Here is an 18965-nt window from a genome sequence, read left to right as displayed (position 1 = left end):
TTGCGCAGACTGGACCGGCAGGTCAAGGACAACGAAGCCGAAATGCGCGAGGCCGTCGCCGCGACCCGCACCACGCTGACCGCCCTGCCGGGCCTGGGCACCGTGCTGGCCGCGAAGGTCCTCGGCCACATCGGGGACGTCAGCCGGTTCCCCACCGAGCACCACTTCGCCAGCTACACCGGAAGCGCACCCTTGGACGCCTCCGGCGGCAACAACGTCCGTCATCGGCTCAACACCGGCGGCAACCGCGCGCTGAACTCGGTTCTGCATACGATCGCCGTCTGCCAGATCCGCGACGGCGGCCGCGGGCAGGACTACTACCTCCGCAAGATCGCGGAAGGCAAGACACCATCCGAGGGCCGCCGGGCCCTCAAGCGCCGCCTGTCCAACGTGGTCTACCGGATTATGAAACGCGACCAACGGAGTCACCTCGCTCAAGCCGCTTGACACACAGAGGCGCTATGAAGTCACAAGCGCCCGTCCGGCCGCGTGCATGGAGGCCCGCCGACGCGCCGACAATCCCAAACAGGACAGTCGAAGACGTCAGTCAGGTGGCGAGTCAGACGCATCAGCAGAACCACCACTCACATCCTCACTGTCAGGTGGGGTTCAGCGGGGTGATGCCGGTGCCCGCATACAGCTCGGGGTCCAGTGACAGGACCGTGATCGGATCCCCCGCCTTCACTGCCTGCCAGGCGATGGCAGCCGCGTGAGCCACCGGCCAATCCGTATCTCTCCAGTCCATCGCATCCACCGCATGAGCGGCGGTGAACGGGACGCTCTCCGCGAACCGCAGCGATGCCGCGTGCCTGCCCGCGCCGGCGTCCTGCCGCTCAGCAGCAACGATGGAAAGCGACGGGATGAGAACGCGGCCGGCGCCGCGCGAGGCTTCGACGTAGAGGCCGGTGGAGAAGAGATCCGCGCGATACAGAGCGGTCAGAACGGTATGGTCCAGGACGGCCGTCAGGTTCACGCGGCGGCGCCGCTCTGATGGGAGCGGATCTTCGCCCAGGCGTCCTGGCCGACCTGCTGGACCTGCTCGCTGTACTCGATGCCAAGCTCACGGGCCGCCTCGACGGCACGCTGCTCACGCTCACATTCCGTGAGCTCGCGGGAAGCGAGCTCTTCGAGCAGCTCAGTAATGGTGGTGCCGCGCTCGTCGGCAAGGGTACGCAGCCGGTCGCGCACTTCCTCGCTGGTCTTGATGCTCGTTGGCTTACTCATACCCCGATTCTACCGCCGGTAGAACTCCGGAAGAAGCGTTCGAACGCAATCATTCAGCAGGGCTGCGCTGTGTGACGGTTTTGGGTGTGCGGTGACGGCCGGTGGCCGGTGGTCAGCGGCTGTTGTGTGGGGTGGTCAGGCGGGTGCGGTGGCTGCCGGGGGAGCCAGGGCGTGCCGGTGAAGGCGTCGCGGAGCACGGTCAGGGAGTTGACCGCGTGCTTGGTCGCGGTTGAGAGCACGCCGCGGATGAGGTAGCGGTCCTTGGCGCGTTGCAGGTCGGTGAGCCGCCCGGAGATCTTCTCTTGGGTCTTGGAGGGGCGCAGGTCGCGTTCGGCCTGGTTCGAGGTCGGCGGGATGCGCAGGTCGGTGGTGAAGCGCAGGAAGTCGTCCTCGCGCTCGCGCAGGGCCTGCAGTAGCAGGCGGGCCTTGCGGGCGCCGGGCCGGGCGTCCGCCAGTGTGGCGGTGTGCGCGAGGCCGATGCGCACGGCGTGCCGCAGGCCGGTCAGGGCGACCTGCCTGATCCGTGCGGCCAAGGTCTGCTCGCCTCGGTCGCGGGCCTGGTTGGCGCGGTGGATCAGCTCGCGCAGCTCGTCGGCGAGCTGGGTGGGCCAGGCCTGTTCGGGGTAGAGCCCGGCGGCGCCGGCCAGGTCCCGGAGCACGTGGGTCAGGCACAACTGGTGCTGGAGGGTGCCGAGGTGGATGCTGTCGTAGTTCTGGTAGCGGTCGTGGACGATGACCGCCCCGGGCTCCAGGTCGCGGTAGACGAACTGCCGGAAGGTCGTCATGGAGCGGTCGCCCAGCAGGAAGTTGGTGTACAGCCCGGTGCAGGCGACGTGCAGGTAGCTCTTGGCCTCGACTCTGCCCGGGGCGGGGGTGGCCGGGCAGGCCTTCAGCGGGGTCTCGTCGCAGCAGAGCGTGAAGGCGAGGGTGATCAGGGTTCGGATGACGAAGTCGCAGGTCGCCAGCAGGGACGCCGCCCGCGCCAGCAGGGCGTGGACGAAGCCGACGGAGGGTTCGGCGCCGGTCAGCGCGGCGAGGATCTCACGCATCCGGTGCACCGGCACGAAGTGCACCACAAGCAGGTAGACCGCGAATGCGCGCAGGCTGGGCCCATACTCCGCCCGTCCACGCCCGGCACCCGCGGGACGCTCGGCGGTGGACCTTCCCGCAGGCGCAGGCCACCGCGTGCTGGTCGTACTGCGTGACGGCCACCGCCACCAGCGGGATCTCGTGCTGCTGGTAGCGGTCCACCACACCACACCCAGGCCGACCGCGTCGACGAGGTCGGCCCCGCAGCCGCATGCCTTTTGGGGGAAACGGTCCAGGCGGTCGTCGATCTCATCGTCCCCGCGCCAGCACAGCGCCGACCCGGGCGCACCCCTCTGCTTGCCCTTACCGCGACCGCTCGGCTTGGCCCGGCGCTCCTTGCGCGGCGGCACCTTCCCGAGGGTGTCGTCCTTCGAGGGCGGCATCGAGGAGTTGGAACTGTTGCGCGAGTGCAGATGCTGGAGCTTCGCCAGTTCCTGGGCCTGCCGCTCGAACTTGTCTACCAAGTCGGCGAGTTGCGTAGCCATGGCCGCGATCTGCGCATCCTGACGGGCGATCACCACCGCCAGCTCATCGAGCCGGGCTGCTTGACCACGGGCGAGCACGACCAGCTCGTCACGCGTCATCGACTCCAGCTCGGGCACGGCAAGATCCACCACACCGCACAACCGACGCCTCACACCCTCACGGACCGTCACATCACGGCAGCCACCGTCACACTCCGATTACCTGCTGAATGATTGCGTTCGAACGCCTCCGAGCCCTGCTTGCTGCCAGGGGCCTGTGCGGGCGTCGGTGTAGGGGCGTTCGGTCCTCCTGAGACGCACTGAAGGAGAGCTGCAGCGCCACACGGCGCGCGTCGTCGCCTCGCCTTTCCCTTCCGGGGTACAGCGTGGCACTGGCCCCGCTAGGTTCATGATCAGTCCGCGCCGACACGGGTGCGCGGGCCAGGACCGGTTTCCCGCGCTCTGGGTACAGCCGGACCGCATCCGGGCCTCGGCATCCGAAAGGATGCCGAGGCCCGCACTCCCTCCCCGCCGGTGACGCCTACCGGATCCGTGCGAAACGATGTGACCTACTTGTCGGAGCTCCGGCGTCAGGGAAGTGAGGAGGCGGCGTTGCACTCGCGGAGCGAAGGCAACGGGCGTGCCGGCCGGTCGGGCCGGCACCGTGCTGTAGTCGCCGCCTTCCAGGGGACGCACATGGCCGGCTCCCAACCACACGCGGTACTCGACCGGCTCCGGACGGCCTCCGTTCCCTGTCCCCCAGACGGTGATCCCGACCCCGTACTGGAGGCCCGCAGTTCCTGACCGTCGGGCATGACCGCGATCACCCGCGCACCGGCTCCCGTCATCCGCGCTCCCTCTCTCATCACATGGTTCTCGAAGATGCGGCCCTGCGGTGCTGCCGCATTCTCGCTGGCCCCGACACGGCAGCGATCTCAGGGCTGCGGGGCTGATCAGGACACCTCTTCCGGCTGAGGCGCGATGTCGGGGACCCACGCCTGGCAGGCCAAGTACGCCCTTCGCCGGCGTCGAAGGAACGATCAATCAGGCCCTGGACATCACCGGCCTGCGCCGGGCCCGCTAGGCGGCCGAGGGTGTTCACTTCCTTGTGTAAGCGATGATCTTGTTGGGTGCTGGTCGGGCTTCGGCTGACACCAGGAATGTGACGCACAGTGAGTGACTTGATGAACGAGTTCATGCAGACAGTGGAGTCCCGTGACGACCGCGAGGAGGCGGGGCGTCGGCTGGCGTCGGTGATGTCGCCGGCGACGATCGACAAGCTGCTGGCGGACGCGGAGGCGGCCGGGGTCGGTATCGACGGGTCGGGCGGTCTGCTGCAGCAGATGATGAAGGCGGTGCTGGAGCGGGCCCTGCAGGCCGAGATGGCCGACCACCTCGACTACGAGACCGGGGACCCGGCCGGCCGTGGATTGGGGACGTCCCGCAACGACTCCTGCGCCAAGACGCTGAGCACCTCGACGGGCCCGGTGACCGTCCAGGTGCCGGCGGGATCGGGAGGCGGACTTCGAGCCGGTGATCGTGAAGGGCAAGCGGCGTCTGTCGCAGGTCGACGACATGATCCTGTCCCTGTACTCCCGCGGCATGACCACCCGCGACATCCGCTGCCGCTGGTGTCCGTCATGCGCCACTCCCAGGTCTCGATCCGTACGGGATGACACCTGCCCAGGGGGCCGCGGGAGGAGCGAGAATCTGACCGGCGTGCTCGATGGCAACAGTGCGTGGCCCCTCTGCGGCCCCGGCACCAGACTGACCTACGGGCTCAACGTCCCACCGAGCGACCGGCATCGGCGGGCAGGCGCCACAGTCATGTTTTCACGCCAGCAAGGCGTACCCGAACGGACCAGAGGGACTGACCTGCATATATACCGATGTATATTCCTGTACATGGTTAGGACTCCGTTAGGTTGCTCTGGATCTTGAGTTCGGGCTGGTGGCCGTTCTGGGCAGGGGGCGGTGGCAGGTGGTGCAGGTGCCGGTCCAGCAGTTCAGCAGGTCCTGGATGGCGTCGAGGGTCTGGTAGAGGGTGAGTTGGCTGTATCGGCTTTTGGGGCCAGGCGCTGTTCGATGAGGAAGGCGTGTGCGGCGGTGACCAGGGTGACGTGATGGTGCCAGCCGTTCCAGGAACGGCCCTCGAAGTGGTCCAGGCCGAGGCCGTGCTTGAGTTCCCGGTAGTCGTGCTCGATGCGCCAGCGGATCTTCGCCAGACGGACCAGTTCGGTGATCGGGGTGTCGGCGGGCAGGTTGGACAGCCAGTAGTCGGTGGGTGCTTCGGCGCCGGCGGGCCACTCGGCCAGCAGCGTCAGCTCAGGCAGGACGCCGTCCCAGCTGTTGTCGCCGGCGGCGGCCTGAGCGATGCGTCGGGATTTGATCCCGGCCGGCCGCACCCGCAGGGCCAAAAAGCGTGAGCGCATCGGCCCGCGGGAGCCTTCCCGCCAGGTCACCTCGCTGAAGGCCTGCCGTCCGTGGCCGGCGGCGAGTGCGGCCACCGGGGACGGCTTGTCGCGGTAACGGGGCTGCGGCTTGCGGCCGCTGCCGGACCAGGCGGAGGCGGCGGGCTGCACGTCGTGCGGGTGGACGCCCACATCCGAGCGGATCGCCACCACGTATCCGATGCCCCGGCTGTCCAGCCCGTCGCGAAAGTCGGCGTTCTGCCCGTAGCCGGCGTCGGCCACCAGCACCGGCGGAACCAGACCCCATTCCGCCAGCTCATCACCAGTGTCCAGAGCCAGGCGCCACTTCTCCCGGTGCCCGGTCTCCTCCGGGATCCCGGTCTTGCGCCGGCGGACCGGATCCTGCGCCCACTCCCGGGGCACGAACAGGCGCCACTGCAGCGGACACGACGCGGTGTCGGAGACCGCGTGCACACTGAGCTTCTTCAGCGTTGCTTCTCCAGGGTGAGGACGGCCTTGGCGATTGACGTGAGTGTGTTGGGACTGACGCGGGCTTTGCGGAAGATCCGCCAGGCTTTGAGTCGTGCGAAGGCCCGTTCGACGGGCGAGCGGAGTCGGGCGTGTGCCCGGTTGACGGCCTTCTCTTTGACGGTGAGCTCACGGTTTCGGTGTCTTTTGACGGGTGTGGCGAACGTTCCGCCGGCACCCTGGTACGCCTTGTCCGCGAGGGCGGGGATCTTCAGTCGCTCACAGATGGGGCGATGTTGTGGGTGCGGGCGGCGGTGATGTCCGCGGTCCGTCCGGGCAGGGCCGGCGAGTACCAGACGAGCTCACCGGCCGGGCCGGTGACCGTCTGGATGTTCACGCCGTGCTTGCGGTGCTTGCCTGAATAGTCGTTCTGGCTGTTGCCCACGCGGTCGCATTCGGCGAGCGTGCCGTCGACGAGGATGTGCTCAGGGCGGGCTTGCCGCAGCGCGTGAGTGAGAGAGGGTGCGCGGGCGGCCAGGTGGGTGATCACGCTGTGTACATGTGCGTGGGCGGTGCTCTCGCTGATCCGGAAGCCGGCGGCGATCTGGGCGAGGGTGTCGTGCTTGCGTGGGTACACGAGCGTGATGAGGGCCCGCTGAGAGGCCGGCAGTTTGCACCGGCGGTCACCCTCGCGGGTGATGATCAGCATCGTGACCCACTCCACGAGGGCATGCGGAAGGTCGAGTGCGGCAGGATAGGTAACCAACAAGGCTCCCTGACAAATGAGTTGAGACGTGAGATCTCTCGCTCAACTGTCCGGGAGCCTTGTCCGTTACGAGCCCTTGTCTGTCACCCGATCGGTGGCCAACTCGAAGAAGCTCACTCACCGCGACCTGGCAGTTGGCCTGTTTGCCCAGCGCTCCGCAGTACTGGGGGGCGACCGCCACCGACATCTTCCCGTCCTTGGGGAACGACACGTCATCGACCGCCCAGGCATCCGGGCAGACCTGGGGCACCATCCGCTCGGCGATCCGCCGCCGTACCGGCACCGGATCCCACGTCGACTGATTCACGAACTGCTGCAGGTTCTGCTCGTTGCCGTCCGGCAGCCGCTCCGCCATCGGCTGGATCGACTTACGCCGCCCGTCCAGCATCAGCTGTCGGCGTACACACGATCGTCCCCGGTCGCGTACGAGTGAAAAGGGACGCTTGATGGTGCGGTGAATCGTGGTGCCCGGCACTCTTCTGCTCGTCCGGTGAAGGGTGGCGGAGGGTGGTGACGCGGTGGTTTTGGACCCGCAGCGCTGGCTGGAACTGCGGCGGTTCCGTGCTCTGGTCGAGTCAGGGGCGGTCAGTCTGACCGAGGTGGCCAAGGAGACTGGGCTGGACCGCAAGACGGTCCGCAAGTATCTGTCGAGCACGGCGGCGTCGGTGCCGCCGAGGCGGACGTCGAACGGCCGGCCCCGGAAGAAGGCGGTCGACGAGGTCGCCCCGTTGATCGACGCGATGCTGCGGGCAGAGATCCTCATCAAGGGTGCTGTGGTGCACGAACGCCTGGTGAAGGAGTACGGCTCGACGATCAACTACCAGCGGGTCAAGCTCTATCTGCAGGAGGCCCGGCCGCGGATCGCGGGTGAACTGGGGATCGAGCCGCGGGAGTTGGCGGGTATGCACCGCCGCTTCGAGGTGGTTCCCGGGGCCCAGGCTCAGGTCGACTGGGGCGATGAAGGCAAGATCCTCGCCCACCTGGGAATCCCGAAGGTCTACTCGTTCCATATGGTGCTGTCGTACTCGCGCGATCCGTTCTGCTGCTTCACCACGAGCCAGGACCTGCAGACCTTCTTCGACTGCCACCGGCGGGCATTTGCGCACTTCGGCGGGGTGCCGATGTCGATCGTCTACGACCGGACCAAGACCGTCGTGCGCCGGCACGTCGCTCCCGGTGAGGCGGTTCCGCTGCATCCGGAAGCGGTCGGCTTCGCCGGCCACTACGACTTCGACATCGACGTGCTGGCCGCCTACCGGCCCACCGGGAAGGGTCGGGTCGAACGCCAGGTGTTGATCGTGCGTGATCACGTGCTGGCCGGGCGGGCGTTCTCCTCGCTCGAGGAGTTGGATGCCGCGTTCTTGGCGTGGGTGCCGCAGCGACGCGCCCGCACCCACGCCACCCACCACGAGGTCATCGGACACCGGGCCGCCCGGGATCACGCCGCCCTGAAGCCGTTGCCGTCCTCGCCCTATCTGGTGGCCGAGCGGCATCTGCGGCCGGTGGGCAAGGACTGTCTGGTCGCGTTCGGCGGGAACCTCTACTCGGTGCCCGCCCGCAAGGTCCGCCCGCGTCAGCTGGTGGAGATCAGAGCGACGAAATCCCAGGTCATGCTGCACACGACCGTCCCCGATGCCAGCGGCGAGACGTTGCTGTCCAGCCATCCGCGGGCGGTCGGCCGCGGCGTGGTTGTCAAGCAGGATGAGCACTGGGACGGCCTGCCAACCGGCAAGAACCGCCGCACTACGACGGGCGACGAGCCGCCACCACCGCAGAGCGAGTTCCCCGCGGCGGGTCGCATCGGGCCCTTGCAGGCCCTGTTGAACCGGGCCGCTGCAACCCAGATCGAGGTCGGGCGGCGGCCGCTGTCGGTCTATGACGAACTGACCGGCACCCGGCCCTTCACCACCAACTCCCCGACGAAGGAGTCGTCTTGAGCGAGCTGACCGGCAACCGCATCCGCACCACGGCCGGCAAGCTCGGCCTGCCCCACCTGGCGGAGACCATCAACGAGTACACCCGCCGAGCCGACGAGGCGAAGATGGGCTACCTCGACTTCCTCGACCTGGTCCTTTCCGAAGAGCTCGCCGTCCGCGACGACCGCCGCTTCCGCCAGGGCCTGCGACTGTCCAAGCTGCCACACCACAAGACGCTGGACGAATACGACTTCTCGTTCCAGCCCGAGCTCGACCCGCGCAAGGTCAAAGACCTCGCCAGCCTCTCCTTCGTCGACGGCAAGGCGAACGCCGCGCTGCTGGGGCCACCGGGAGTGGGCAAGACGCATATCGCTGTCGCTCTCGCTGTCGCGGCCTGCCGGGCCGGCTACTCGATCTACTTCACCAGTCTCGACGACATGGTCCGCAATCTGAAGGCTGCCGAGTCGGCCGGACGGCTGGTCAACAAACTCGGCACCTACCTGCGGCCGAGCGTCCTTGTGATCGATGAGGTGGGCTACCAGCCCCTCGAACGGGCCGAGGCGAACCTGGTCTTTCAGGTCATCTCCAAGCGTTACGAGAAGGGCTCCATCATCCTGACCTCCAACAAGACCTTCAGCGAATGGGGACAGGTGTTCGGCGACGAGGTCCTCGCCACCGCGATCCTCGACCGGCTCCTCCACCACTGCGAAGTGATCGCGATCAACGGCCCGAGCTACCGGCTCAAGAACCGCCTCCAGGCCATCGAGCGGGAGAACGAAGTGGCCTAACACCTGGGGACGTTCAAACGTACCGGCCCGGCCCGAAGCGAGAGTACGCCGACATCAGCCCCCGCAGGTAGCAGTAGCGGTGGCGGAAGTCTCGAATTGCTGAGTCAGATCATCCTGCTCACCCGGGAGAACGGAAACATGGTCCGCGGCGCGTGCCCTGCCGAGTCTCGCGGAAACGGGCTCGTTGGGGTGGCAGGCGGCGTAATAACGAAGGAAGGATACGGCAGCTGTAGAGCAGCGGCCGAGTTTTCGATCATGGCGGGGTGTCGGCGTATGCATGCCAGCGGCGGTGGCAGAGGCGGGCGCGGTGTTGGTGGCGGCGGCGCCAGGTGGACCACCACAGCAGGTGGTCGGGGTCTCGTCGGGGTGGCGGAAGGATCAAGGCCCGTAGCAGGCGGAGGAGTTCGTGGCTGCTGAGGGGCACGAGGTTGGCCTCGTCGGGGTCGTCGCGGGTGGTCTGGGCGGCGCGTTCGAGGGCGGCGGTGACGGCCAGGAAGGCGTAGGCGACCAGGGCGATCACGCTCCAGCGGTGCCAGGAGTTCCAGCAGGGCCACCGTACCGGTCCTGTGGCCCCACGCACGATGATCGATATGGCGAGCGAGGAGAACACGCTGGAGGCGGCAGCCCAGGCGCTGCACGATGCGCAAGAAGCGGTCCATGTGGCCCGCCGGAATCTGACTGCGGCGATCGTGGCCGCATACCAGAGCGGCGAGCCGGCAGCCCAGATCGCGATGCGCACTGGTAGAGACGTCATCGGGATCCGAAATCTGCTGGCCGCCGCCCAGGCGACACGTCGCCGGTAATCGAACCCCGTCCAGGAACGCCGCGGTCACGTCATGGACACTCCGTGCGCAGTCGCCGGATCTCGCCGTGGGCCCTTTCCAGGCGTCGGGTCAGCTCGGTGTTGGCCGCCCGGAGTTCTTGACCCGCAACAGGGCGGCTTCCAGGCGCCGGTGCAGTGAGGCGGTGCCCGTCGGCTGCTGACCGGTCCGCACGGGTGACGGTACTCCCTGCTTCAGCTTTGATGGCGTCGACCAGATTGCTCTGCGTGTAGAGCCAGGAGCGGGAGATACCCGCTGTGCGGGCGACGCCGGCGACGGTGACGGGTCCTCGGCTCTTCTGGGCGTTCTTGACGGCTTCCTCGGCGCGTGAGGGTGCCTGCAGGCACCCTCACAAGCCTTCCCCGACCGACGCGGACGAGTCGAGCGCCATCCCTGCCCCCGCTGCGGCGCCGAACCCGGATCGCCGTCCCGCCCGCCGACCCGTTCAACCTGGTGGGGTCAGGCGGCGCTGAGGTCGGCCCAGTGGTTGATGAGGCCGTCGGTGTCGTTGTCGGGGGTGGGGGTGGTGCCGGTGTGGTGGGCGAGGGTGGTGATGATGGTGGTGCCGCGGCCGTGTTCGTCTGTGGGGCGGGTGGTGGCCCAGCTGGTGGTGGGGGAGGCGGTGTGGGGGCCGCCGTCGCTGACGTGGACTTGGACGCGGCCTGGGCCGTTGGTGGTGGTGTGCAGGTGCAGGGCGACGGGGGGTAGGGCGTGGGTGACGGCGTTGGTGACCAGTTCGGAGATGACCAGCAGGGCGTCGTAGAGCTGGTCTTCGTCCAGTCCCCAGGAGGCCAGGATGGGGCGGGCGGCACGGCGGGCGGTGGCCGGTGCGAGCGGTCCGTGTTCCAGTGGCAGGCTGAACACGCGCGCACCGGCCGCGGCGGCGTGCGGCGCGGGGCGCTGTTGCCGGCTGTGGGAGGTCGTGGTGGTCGTCATCAAGATCACTGCCTGTCCGGAAGGGCCGGAATGCTTCTTCTGGTACTTCCAGCACACTCCCGTCGAGCGCAGGCTCTCTGAGCAGTCCATACCCAAAACCAAAATCGGTGGTTTGGTATGCCGTTGTTTCCCCTGGCCGGTTGCTGGTCGCAGGGCGCGCCGTGAGCTGCGGTGACGCGCCCTGGCTGTCATCCTTGCCAGGTCAGACAACCCCGGGCCGGGCCGGAGCGGGAATACGGGGGTGAGTTCACCGCCGGAGTGGAGGCCATCATGCTGCTCAGTCACAGCCTGGACGGCGACGTGCTGCGGGTGACCCTGCACTGCAATCTCGACATCGCCACGCGGGCCGCGGCCGTCCAGGAGATCGAGGCCTTCGTCCGTGCCTGCCGGCCCCGCTGCGTGATCCTCAGCGTTCCCGCTGGGGAGCCGGCACCCGCCACGCTCAGCGCCGCCCTCCGGGCCCACCGCATGTGCCAGAAGGTGGGTATCGCGCTGGAGGTGACCGGAGTATCCACGGCGATGCAACGCCTGTTCGCTACGAACATCGCGTAGACCCCACCACTCGGGATCGGAAACGCGCGCGGTGGCTGCGGCCGCTGTTGTCCGCGCGGGCCTCCACGAGGCCCGCCCCGGCCGTGGGTGACTGGGATGGTGCGGAAGACGTTGAATCCGGTGTGACCAAGACGATGCGGCTTCCGTCCCTTCCCGGCGCCCAGCACAGTGGCAGTGCGGTTTCCCGCCCCGAGCTGGAGCCGATCTTCACTGAACTCGCCGCCCGGTGGGCCGGCGCCGGGCGGGCCGTGCCCGGCCGGGCGGACGAGGAGTGGACGACCCTCACCCGCCGCTCCCCGTGGCCGGTACGCTGACCGCACAGCACGATGCCGATGTCGATCACCAGCTATCACGTCTTTGCCCGGTCGTCGTCTGTGGGGCACGAGGACGATGTCACCGGCGCCCTGGTAGCCGCGGTCGGCCAGGATCGGGATGCCCAGGCGGATACACGTAGCGATGATCCGGTGCCGTCTGGCCGCGGTCAGATCGTGGGTCCGGCCGGGCAGCGCGGGCGAGATCCACACCAGCGTGCCGTCCGGAGCGGTCACCACCTGCAGGTTCACGCCGTGCCGGCGGTGCTTTCCCCAGTAGTCCGCCCGGCCGTCGCCGGTCCGGTCGCACTCGGCGAGTGTCCCCTCCAGCAGCAGGTAGCGGGCGTCGGGGCGATCTCAGGGCCGCGGTCAGACCGGGCGCGAGCTCTGCGAGGTGGCCGATCACGGCGTGCACGTGGGCGTGTGCGGTGCCCAGGCTGATACCGAAGCCGGCCGCGAGCTGACGCAGGGTGTCGTTCTTCCGCAGGTATACCAGTGCGACCAGGGCGCGCTCGGACGCTGGCAGCTTGCACCTGCGGTCACCTTCACGGGTGACAATGAGCATCGTGACCCACTCCACCAGGGCATGCGGAACATCGAGTACGGCACGATAAGGAACCAACAGAGCCCCAAGGCTGAAGAGTTGAGCGTAGACACCTCGCTCAACAGCCCTGGGGCTCTGCCCGTTCCGCCCTCACCACACCTCACCCGATCAGTAGCCGAACTGAACAAGCTCATGCTTCGCCGCCCGGTTGCGCCAGGAGATGGTGGCCTCGCCGGTGAGTCGGCGGGCCATGAGGTCGGTCATGGCGAGGTAGATCGATCATGGCTTCGGATCGGGCAGGGAGGGTCTCGCCAGGTGGCGGTGGAGCATCAGCCAGCCGTAGGTCCGCTCGACCGTCCGGGATCGGGATGAACCCCCTGCTCCCGGGGGTACGGGCGGTGATTTCCAAGTCGATGCCGAGAGTGGCGGCGTGCTCGACGAAGTGCTTGCGATAGCCGCCGTCGACCCCAGTGAGGTGACCCCCGGAGTGTGGACGCAGTGATCGCGTTCGGGGCAGGCCGGATGAGGTGGTAGACCTCGCGGATCACGTAGCGTTTGAGGCATCGGATGATCTCGCGTTTCGTCTTGCCTTCTGCGGTTCGGCGGGCGGCGTAGTCGATCGTGGGCTGGTGGAATCGCATGCGGACGATGACGGTGCGGTAGATCGCGGCGTTGAGCTGGCGATGGCCGCCGTGGTTGATGCGGTGCCTGGCGCTGGTCATTTTGGAGCCGGTGGGCACGGGTGCGATGCCCGCGAGTTTGGCGAGTGCGGCTTCGGACTTGATGCGCTCGGGGTTGTCGCCGGCTGCGACGAGGATTTCCGCGGCCGTGTCCACTGCGATGCCGAACGGCTCGAGCAACTGCGGGGCGGCTCGGTGCGCCAGGTCATCGATCATCTTCGTCAGCTCTTTGGCCTCGGCGTCGAGGTACTGCCACCGCTTGGCCAGCGTGCGCAGGGCGTGACGTAGTGCGCCCTCAGGGCCCTCCAGCTGTCGAGGACGCAGGCCCGCCAGGTGCCGGGCCAGAGCGATCTGCGTTGTGCCGGCGGTCTCGTGACGCAGGCCATCGCCGGCGTGGACGAGCATCGCCTTCATGGTGACCCTCGCGGCCGCGCGCTGTTCGACGGCCTGGTCGTGGGCGATCTTCAGCCGGCGGATCATCTCGGCCTCGCCGTCCGCCGTCTTGGGAGTGGCGGTGGCAAAGCCGGCGAGAACCGCGGGGCGGCGTTCTCGGCATCCAGCGTGTCGGACTTGCCGTTCATCCGCCGTAGCCGCCGGTCCGGCCGGCCGGCCTCGACCACCTTGTGACCGGCCCGGCGAAGGAACGAGGCCAGGGTGGCGCCGTAGAAGCCGGTGCCCTCGACCCCGAATGCGAGCACCTTGCCGAACGAGGTTGCCCAGTCCAGGAGTTGCTGGAATCCACCGGTGTCCGTGGGGATAGTCAATGTCGCCAGGATTTTGCCGATGGTGTCCATGACTGGCGACGTGCACGTGCTTGTGTGTGTCGACGCCGATCACGACGTGCCCGGACCTGTGCTGCTCGTTGGTGTTCACCGCGTTCCTTCCGGCCGGCAGCGTGAGGTGCACGCTGTCGCCGGCCGGATCATGCCAGCCGAGAGGGCCTCCACTCAACCGTCAACTCCATCCGGGGACCGGGAGCTCCACCTCCCGCACCAGGGCCCGCTCCGCGCCCGTGTCCGGCAAGCCGGCCGACTGCCGGAAGGCACCGCCCTGGCCGCGCTACAGGAAGTTGTTAGGCCAGATCATGGTGCGCCACATGTGTGCGACCGGTGAGCCATCAAAGCCCAGGCCCTGATCGGGTTGCCGGAAGTGCCGGCCGATGATGTCTTCGAACTCGGCGATGTCGATGTCGTCTTCGTTGTCGAAGGTGTACAGGTCGTTGAGGGTGACCAGACGCGCTGTCATGTACCAACGGTGTGCACGAACGTGCTCATAGGCACTGTGTATGTGTGCGGGTGGGGCGTATTGCGGGCCGAAGAAGGTCCGGTATGCCTCGGGGTAGTCGTAGCCAACCGACGGGTCGGGAAAGAAACGCAGGATCTCGTGCTGGCGGATAGCCCAGGCGACTTCCTCGGAGACGTAAGGGGCCACCAGCTGGGCGCCCCAGTGTCCATGGTGGCTGCGCAGCAGGCCGCCCACAGCGATGTCGTGGAGGAGACAGGCCAGCACCACCTCCTCGTTCAGCCCCAAGTCTCGGGCCCGGCGGGCGCTGTGCAGCATATGCCGGGCGGTGAAGGGCTCAAGGCGCAGCCGGAAGAAGTCCGCCAGAGTCGGACGCTCGGGCATCGGGGGCAGAGCAGGGTTGTCACCCATCATGAACACTTTGCCAGGACGCAGCTCAGCCAGCAGTTCCTCGCCGGTGGCGTGATGCGCGGTGCCCATCATGGCGATCGACGGCAGAACGGCCATTCGTTCCAATCCCTCCTGGCCGTGACCAGGGCGGGGCTGGGGGACAGGTTCGATGCTGGTGGTCACTGATGAAACTCTCCTGAAGTCCCCCGCTTCTCGAACACATAGGTCATGTTCTGAGTTTTGGGCGGGTCCCACTATGTCCCGGAGGACGATCGCCTCACCCCTGAAGAGCTAGGTAGTTGATACCTCACTTGAAGCGAGCCTCCTCCCCGAACACGGCAGCTGTAGATGGGTCAATGGGGCATTGTCAAGTTGAGCGCGGTGCTCCGAATCTGGGGTTTGCTGAACATCTGGGAGGGGCTGTCGTGGAGGCCGGAGCGACACCGTCGTACAAGGGGTACCGGTACCCGGCGGAGGTCATGTCCCGCTGCGTGTGGCTGCACCACCGCTTCCCGCTCTGCTTCCGCGAGGTCGATGAGCTCATGCTCGCCCGCGGCGTGATCGTCTCCCACGAAACCGTCCGGCGATCGGGTGGAGGCGGGCTTTGGCGAGGAGTTCGATGCCCGTGTAGTGGCGGGCTTCGGTCCATTCGTCGTTCTGCTCGGCCAGGACCGCGCCGACCAGGCGGATGACGGTGGTGCGGTCGGGGAAGATGCCGACCACGTCGGTGCGACGTGCGGGCACCATCCCGATGCCGGAGCAAACCCCCGGATCAGGTCGAACCCGTACACCACTTCTCTGGACGCAACCCCCTGCAGGCAGGGCGAGACCCCTGCACAAGCATGCGAACCGGCACTGTGAAGGGACTACTCGTCAAGGGTTGCCACCGATTGTCCCGCTGGTGACAGTGGCCTCTTCCGAGGTCAAGGGCTCCTCTCTTGACTGACCATCCCGGCTCACAGCACATGATGCGAAAACTGCCTCGGACACCACCCTCACCCCCGACACCTCCTCGCAGAATGAGTAATCAACGCCCAAACACCACTACCCGCCCCGTGACGCTCCCTCACATGAAGCAGCGCCGCAAAGGACCATGAGGGTGCGCACCCATGGTCGGGGTCATCCGCCTTGAGCTTCTCGATCTCCTCGTCGCTGGTGTCCTTGCCCTTCTTGTCCAACGTCTCGTACTCCGCAAGAACCCTCCCCTTGAGCGCGTCCTGCTTGAGCCAGCACCGCACGGTGGAGGCGGAGATCGCGCGGGCGACGACCTCGCGGGCCAGCTCCGGGTCGACCAGCGCGACAGCGGAACCCCGCTCTCGGCGGGCAGCTGACAGGCCAGGGCCTTGACCTGGGCGCCTGCAACGGCGTGAAGTAGGTCGGACGGCCGGAGCGCTTGCGGTCGGACCGGGCGGGCAGCCGGTGCTCGGCAAATCGGCCGCGCCAGGTGCGGACGGTGTCCAGGTGCAGCCTGGTCTCCCCGGCGATGCGGGCGTTCGAGCGATTCCGGGCCGCGTGCAGGACGACCTGGGCGCGCTGACGGAGCCGGTGCTCTGTCTTGTGACCGCCATCGTCTTGAGCCGCTTGCGCTCGGAAGCGGTCAGAGTGAGCTTGTTCAGCGGTGAGTCTCCAGGGTGAGAATGGCTCTGGCGATTGACGTCATCCGGCTCGGGTTGCAGCGGGCTTTGCGGAGGATCCGCCAGGTCTTGACCGATGCGATGGATCTCTCGACAGGCCACCGCAGACGCGAGTGCGCCCGGTTGACGCTTCTCTGTTTGACGGTGAGGTCTTTGCCCGGTCGTCGTCTGTGGGGCACGACGACGATGTCACCGGCGCCCTGGTAGCCGCGGTCGGCCAGGATCGGGATGCCCAGGCGGATACACGTAGCGATGATCCGGTGCCGTCGGGCCGCGGTCAGATCGTGGGTCCGGCCGGGCAGCGCGGGCGAGATCCACACCAGCGTGCCGTCCGGAGCGGTCACCACCTGCAGGTTCACGCCGTGCCGGCGGTGCTTTCCCCAGTAGTCCGCCCGGCCGTCGCCGGTCCGGTCGCACTCGGCGAGTGTCCCCTCCAGCAGCAGGTAGCGGGCGTCGGGGCGATCTCAGGGCCGCGGTCAGACCGGGCGCGAGCTCTGCGAGGTGGCCGATCACGGCGTGCACGTGGGCGTGTGCGGTGCCCAGGCTGATACCGAAGCCGGCCGCGAGCTGACGCAGGGTGTCGTTCTTCCGCAGGTATACCAGTGTGACCAGGGCGCGCTCGGACGCTGGCAGCTTGCACCTGCGGTCACCTTCACGGGTGACGATGAGCATCGTGACCCACTCCACCAGGGCATGCGGAACATCGAGTACGGCACGATAAGGAACCAACAGAGCCCCAAGGCTGAAGAGTTGAGCGTAGACACCTCGCTCAACAGCCCTGGGGCTCTGCCCGTTCCGCCCTCACCACACGTCACCCGATCAGTAGCCGAACTGAACAAGCTCAGTGATCGGGCAGGCGGAGGCAACGGGCAAGGCAGACATGCGGATCACGAGAAGTGGATTACGACAGGCCGCATCCTGCCCCATCCCGATCCCCGGCCCTGCGGCAGGATGTCCGCTGTGCCAACGCCCTCGGAACACACCCGGCTCCAGCTTGAGCTGTACCTGAACATGAGCGCCCATGCCGCCTGGCCGCAGCTGGCCGGCCTCCACGTCCGCCACCGGGGCCAGTTCGCCTAATGTGATGGGCCGGAAATCGCGGGCTTAAGTCTGTAGCCTGTTTTCATGTCCCGGGGTCCTCGTGCCGTCGAAGTGGTGCTGTCCGATGAGGAGCGCGCCGAGTTGCTGCGCTGGGCGGGCGGGGCAGTGGCGCCCTGTCTTGCCGAGCGGGCACGCATCGTCTTGGCATGCGCGGAGGGGAAGCCGAATACGCGTGTCGCGGCGGAGTTCAAGGTGACCGTGGAAACGGTGAGGAAGTGGCGCTCGCGGTTCGTTGACCAGCGGATGGCCGGGCTTGCGGATGAGCCGCGGCCGGGCCGGCGCAAGTTGGAGCTGGTGCTCAGTGATGACGAACGGGCTCAGCTGATGCGGTGGGCGAGGCGGGCGAAGACCGCGCAGTTCCTGGCCCTGCGGGCGAGGATCGTGCTGCGGTGCGCGGAGGGCGGGACGAACAAGCAGGTGGCGGCGGAGCTCGGGGTGCGCGAGCAGTTGGTGAGCCGCTGGCGGGCTCGGTTCGTCAAGCAGCGGCTGGACGGGCTGGTCGACGAGCCGCGGCCGGGGCGGCCGCCGTCTCTCCTGCTCGATCAGGTCGAGGACGTCATCGCCGCGACGCTGGAATCCACTCCGGGGCCAGGACACGCACTGGTCGCGGGCTTCCATGGCGGCCCGGACCGGGCTGTCGAAGTCCACCATCGGCCGGATCTGGAAACGGTTCGACCTCAAGCCGCACCTGCAGGATGCCTTCAAGCTCTCCACCGACCCGCAGTTCGTCGCGAAGGTCGTCGACGTCGTGGGCCTGTACCACAACCCGCCTGAGAAGGCGGTGGTGTTATGCGTGGACGAGAAGTCCCAGATCCAGGCCCTGGACCGCTCGCAGCCGGTACTTCCGATGATGCCGGGCATGCCCCAACGGCGCACCCACGACTACCTGCGGCACGGCATCACCAGCCTGTTCGCCGCCTTCAACATCGCCGACGGGACCGTCATCGGTGAACTGCACCGCCGCCACCGGGCCATCGAGTTCAAGACGTTCCTGGTTACGATAGACAAGGCGGTCCCCGCCGGACTCGACGTGCACCTGGCGTGTGACAACTACGCCACCCACAACACTCCCGAGATCAAGACCTGGCTCGGCAGACACCCCCGATTCCACGTCCACTTCACCCCGACCGGCTCCTCCTGGACCAACCAGGTCGTGCGACACGAAGTCGCTTGAGAAGAGTGGTAATCACCAAGGAGGTTCGGCCGATGTCGAAGGTGTAGGACCCGAGCCAGTGTGCAAGGCTCGTTCCCGCCTCAGCGTGCGTTGCGAGTAATCGCGGGGTGCGAAGCCTGAGGAAATGCCCAAGGATCCTCGTTCCATCCGGGGGTTACAGGCTGGGAAATGCCGGACGGGTGAATGCGAATGAACCCTTGATGATGCCTCGTCATGATCACTCTCGCCGATGGGTTGTTTCAGCGGGAGATAGGGACTGGCCGTTGGAAAGCGGCAGGCGCCGACTGGAGATACTTGACCGGTCGGGAGTGCACCGCCGTCCCCGGGGTGCAGAGGGCGCCCTCCCCGGCAGCATCTCTCTCATGCGGAACGTGACAACCCCGATGGAGTCCAGGCAATGCAGTTCTGGCCTGGTAAGCCAACCGCGAGGAAGGCCCAACTCTCCAGCGGATGC

At 67.4% G+C, this 18965-nt stretch carries 14 protein-coding genes and 12 pseudogenes; 10 read left to right on the top strand and 16 right to left on the bottom strand.

Annotation, left to right across the window (positions count from 1 at the left end; genetic code table 11):
• Window positions 1-447 (top strand): transposase, encoded by a 447-nt coding sequence (locus tag OG985_RS01815; RefSeq protein ID WP_371666565.1) that lies wholly within the window; start codon window positions 1-3, stop codon window positions 445-447.
• 151 nt (window positions 448-598) lie between these two features.
• Here the strand turns inward: OG985_RS01815 and OG985_RS01810 are convergent, their stop codons facing one another.
• From OG985_RS01810 to OG985_RS01800, 3 genes are read right to left on the bottom strand one after another with little or no spacing between them, the layout of a single operon-like run.
• A complete protein-coding gene (locus OG985_RS01810) occupies window positions 599-973 on the bottom strand; it encodes a PIN domain-containing protein (protein WP_371666564.1) in 375 nt (124 codons plus the stop codon).
• Window positions 970-1224, bottom strand: a complete 255-nt coding sequence (locus tag OG985_RS01805; RefSeq protein ID WP_371666563.1) for a hypothetical protein — start codon at window positions 1222-1224, stop codon at window positions 970-972. Before OG985_RS01805 ends, OG985_RS01810 begins: the two co-directional genes overlap by 4 nt.
• Window positions 1225-1277: 53 nt before the next feature.
• On the bottom strand, window positions 1278-2915 hold the full coding sequence (locus OG985_RS01800; RefSeq protein ID WP_371666562.1) for a transposase: 1638 nt from the start codon (window positions 2913-2915) through the stop codon (window positions 1278-1280).
• A gap of 1118 nt (window positions 2916-4033) precedes the next feature.
• On the opposite strand from OG985_RS01800, the pseudogene OG985_RS01795 reads away from it, so the two are divergent.
• A pseudogene (locus OG985_RS01795) lies at window positions 4034-4397 on the top strand (transposase); the annotation flags it as partial.
• 386 nt (window positions 4398-4783) lie between these two features.
• On the opposite strand, the pseudogene OG985_RS01790 reads toward OG985_RS01795, so the two are convergent.
• The 3 pseudogenes from OG985_RS01790 to OG985_RS01780 form a co-directional block, all read right to left on the bottom strand.
• Window positions 4784-5668 (bottom strand): annotated as a pseudogene (locus tag OG985_RS01790) (IS701 family transposase); the annotation flags it as partial.
• A 5-nt stretch (window positions 5669-5673) separates the two neighbouring features.
• Window positions 5674-6422 (bottom strand): annotated as a pseudogene (locus tag OG985_RS01785) (transposase family protein).
• A gap of 115 nt (window positions 6423-6537) precedes the next feature.
• Window positions 6538-6882, bottom strand: a pseudogene (locus OG985_RS01780) (transposase); the annotation flags it as partial.
• 58 nt (window positions 6883-6940) lie between these two features.
• Here OG985_RS01780 and istA point away from each other — a divergent pair.
• Window positions 6941-8359 (top strand): IS21 family transposase, encoded by a 1419-nt coding sequence (gene istA / locus OG985_RS01775; protein WP_331719138.1) that lies wholly within the window; start codon window positions 6941-6943, stop codon window positions 8357-8359.
• Entirely contained in the window at window positions 8356-9126 is a 771-nt protein-coding gene (gene istB, locus OG985_RS01770; RefSeq protein WP_189845846.1) for an IS21-like element helper ATPase IstB, read from the top strand. Before istA ends, istB begins: the two co-directional genes overlap by 4 nt.
• A gap of 253 nt (window positions 9127-9379) precedes the next feature.
• Here the strand turns inward: istB and OG985_RS01765 are convergent, their stop codons facing one another.
• A complete protein-coding gene (locus OG985_RS01765; RefSeq protein WP_371666561.1) occupies window positions 9380-9706 on the bottom strand; it encodes a hypothetical protein in 327 nt (108 codons plus the stop codon).
• Window positions 9707-9716: 10 nt separating this feature from the next.
• On the opposite strand from OG985_RS01765, the gene OG985_RS01760 reads away from it, so the two are divergent.
• Window positions 9717-9929 carry a hypothetical protein gene (locus OG985_RS01760; protein WP_371666560.1) on the top strand — a complete coding sequence of 71 codons (213 nt, stop codon included), beginning with the start codon at window positions 9717-9719 and terminating at the stop codon, window positions 9927-9929.
• A gap of 477 nt (window positions 9930-10406) precedes the next feature.
• Here the strand turns inward: OG985_RS01760 and OG985_RS01755 are convergent, their stop codons facing one another.
• Window positions 10407-10883, bottom strand: coding sequence for an ATP-binding protein (locus tag OG985_RS01755; protein WP_371666559.1), 477 nt, complete (start codon window positions 10881-10883; stop codon window positions 10407-10409).
• A 270-nt stretch (window positions 10884-11153) separates the two neighbouring features.
• On the opposite strand from OG985_RS01755, the gene OG985_RS01750 reads away from it, so the two are divergent.
• Together OG985_RS01750 and OG985_RS01745 are read left to right on the top strand one after the other, a co-directional pair.
• Window positions 11154-11435, top strand: coding sequence for a hypothetical protein (locus tag OG985_RS01750; RefSeq protein ID WP_371666497.1), 282 nt, complete (start codon window positions 11154-11156; stop codon window positions 11433-11435).
• Window positions 11436-11557: 122 nt separating this feature from the next.
• Window positions 11558-11749 (top strand): hypothetical protein, encoded by a 192-nt coding sequence (locus OG985_RS01745; RefSeq protein ID WP_371666496.1) that lies wholly within the window; start codon window positions 11558-11560, stop codon window positions 11747-11749.
• On the opposite strand, the pseudogene OG985_RS01740 reads toward OG985_RS01745, so the two are convergent.
• The 5 genes and pseudogenes from OG985_RS01740 to OG985_RS01720 all read right to left on the bottom strand — a co-directional run.
• Window positions 11723-12368 (bottom strand): annotated as a pseudogene (locus tag OG985_RS01740) (transposase family protein); the annotation flags it as partial. The gene OG985_RS01745 and the pseudogene OG985_RS01740 overlap by 27 nt on opposite strands.
• A gap of 90 nt (window positions 12369-12458) precedes the next feature.
• Window positions 12459-12780 (bottom strand): annotated as a pseudogene (locus tag OG985_RS01735) (IS5/IS1182 family transposase); the annotation flags it as partial.
• A gap of 142 nt (window positions 12781-12922) precedes the next feature.
• A pseudogene (locus OG985_RS01730) lies at window positions 12923-13186 on the bottom strand (transposase); the annotation flags it as partial.
• A gap of 260 nt (window positions 13187-13446) precedes the next feature.
• Entirely contained in the window at window positions 13447-13764 is a 318-nt protein-coding gene (locus tag OG985_RS01725) for a transposase (RefSeq protein ID WP_371666558.1), read from the bottom strand.
• Window positions 13765-14029: 265 nt separating this feature from the next.
• Window positions 14030-14785 carry an HD domain-containing protein gene (locus OG985_RS01720; RefSeq protein WP_371666557.1) on the bottom strand — a complete coding sequence of 252 codons (756 nt, stop codon included), beginning with the start codon at window positions 14783-14785 and terminating at the stop codon, window positions 14030-14032.
• A 296-nt stretch (window positions 14786-15081) separates the two neighbouring features.
• On the opposite strand from OG985_RS01720, the pseudogene OG985_RS01715 reads away from it, so the two are divergent.
• A pseudogene (locus OG985_RS01715) lies at window positions 15082-15195 on the top strand (IS6 family transposase); the annotation flags it as partial.
• Here the strand turns inward: OG985_RS01715 and OG985_RS01710 are convergent.
• Window positions 15143-15337 (bottom strand): annotated as a pseudogene (locus OG985_RS01710) (transposase); the annotation flags it as partial. The pseudogenes OG985_RS01715 and OG985_RS01710 sit on opposite strands and share 53 nt — an antisense overlap.
• A 374-nt stretch (window positions 15338-15711) precedes the next feature.
• Between OG985_RS01710 and OG985_RS01705 the strand changes: the two are divergent.
• On the top strand, window positions 15712-15933 hold the full coding sequence (locus tag OG985_RS01705) for a hypothetical protein (protein ID WP_371666556.1): 222 nt from the start codon (window positions 15712-15714) through the stop codon (window positions 15931-15933).
• 103 nt (window positions 15934-16036) lie between these two features.
• On the opposite strand, the pseudogene OG985_RS01700 reads toward OG985_RS01705, so the two are convergent.
• Window positions 16037-16120, bottom strand: a pseudogene (locus OG985_RS01700) (hypothetical protein); the annotation flags it as partial.
• A gap of 94 nt (window positions 16121-16214) precedes the next feature.
• Window positions 16215-16965: pseudogene (locus OG985_RS01695) on the bottom strand (transposase family protein).
• A gap of 396 nt (window positions 16966-17361) precedes the next feature.
• On the opposite strand from OG985_RS01695, the pseudogene OG985_RS01690 reads away from it, so the two are divergent.
• Window positions 17362-18496, top strand: a pseudogene (locus OG985_RS01690) (IS630 family transposase); the annotation flags it as partial.
• Between the last annotated feature and the right edge of the window lie 469 nt (window positions 18497-18965).

Source organism: Streptomyces sp. NBC_00289 (assembly GCF_041435115.1).
In the GTDB taxonomy this organism is placed as follows: domain Bacteria; phylum Actinomycetota; class Actinomycetes; order Streptomycetales; family Streptomycetaceae; genus Streptomyces.
This window is presented reverse-complemented; position numbering and strand designations above follow the sequence as displayed.

Excerpts from the sequence above, each read along its gene's own strand:
- OG985_RS01760 (WP_371666560.1), top strand. The coding sequence starts at position 9,717 with ATGGCGAGCGAGGAGAACACGCTGGAGGCGGCAGCCCAGGCGCTGCAC.
- OG985_RS01805 (WP_371666563.1), bottom strand. The coding sequence starts at position 1,224 with ATGAGTAAGCCAACGAGCATCAAGACCAGCGAGGAAGTGCGCGACCGG.
- OG985_RS01750 (WP_371666497.1), top strand. The coding sequence starts at position 11,154 with ATGCTGCTCAGTCACAGCCTGGACGGCGACGTGCTGCGGGTGACCCTG.
- OG985_RS01725 (WP_371666558.1), bottom strand. The coding sequence starts at position 13,764 with ATGGACACCATCGGCAAAATCCTGGCGACATTGACTATCCCCACGGAC.
- OG985_RS01755 (WP_371666559.1), bottom strand. The coding sequence starts at position 10,883 with ATGACGACCACCACGACCTCCCACAGCCGGCAACAGCGCCCCGCGCCG.
- OG985_RS01705 (WP_371666556.1), top strand. The coding sequence starts at position 15,712 with ATGGTCGGGGTCATCCGCCTTGAGCTTCTCGATCTCCTCGTCGCTGGT.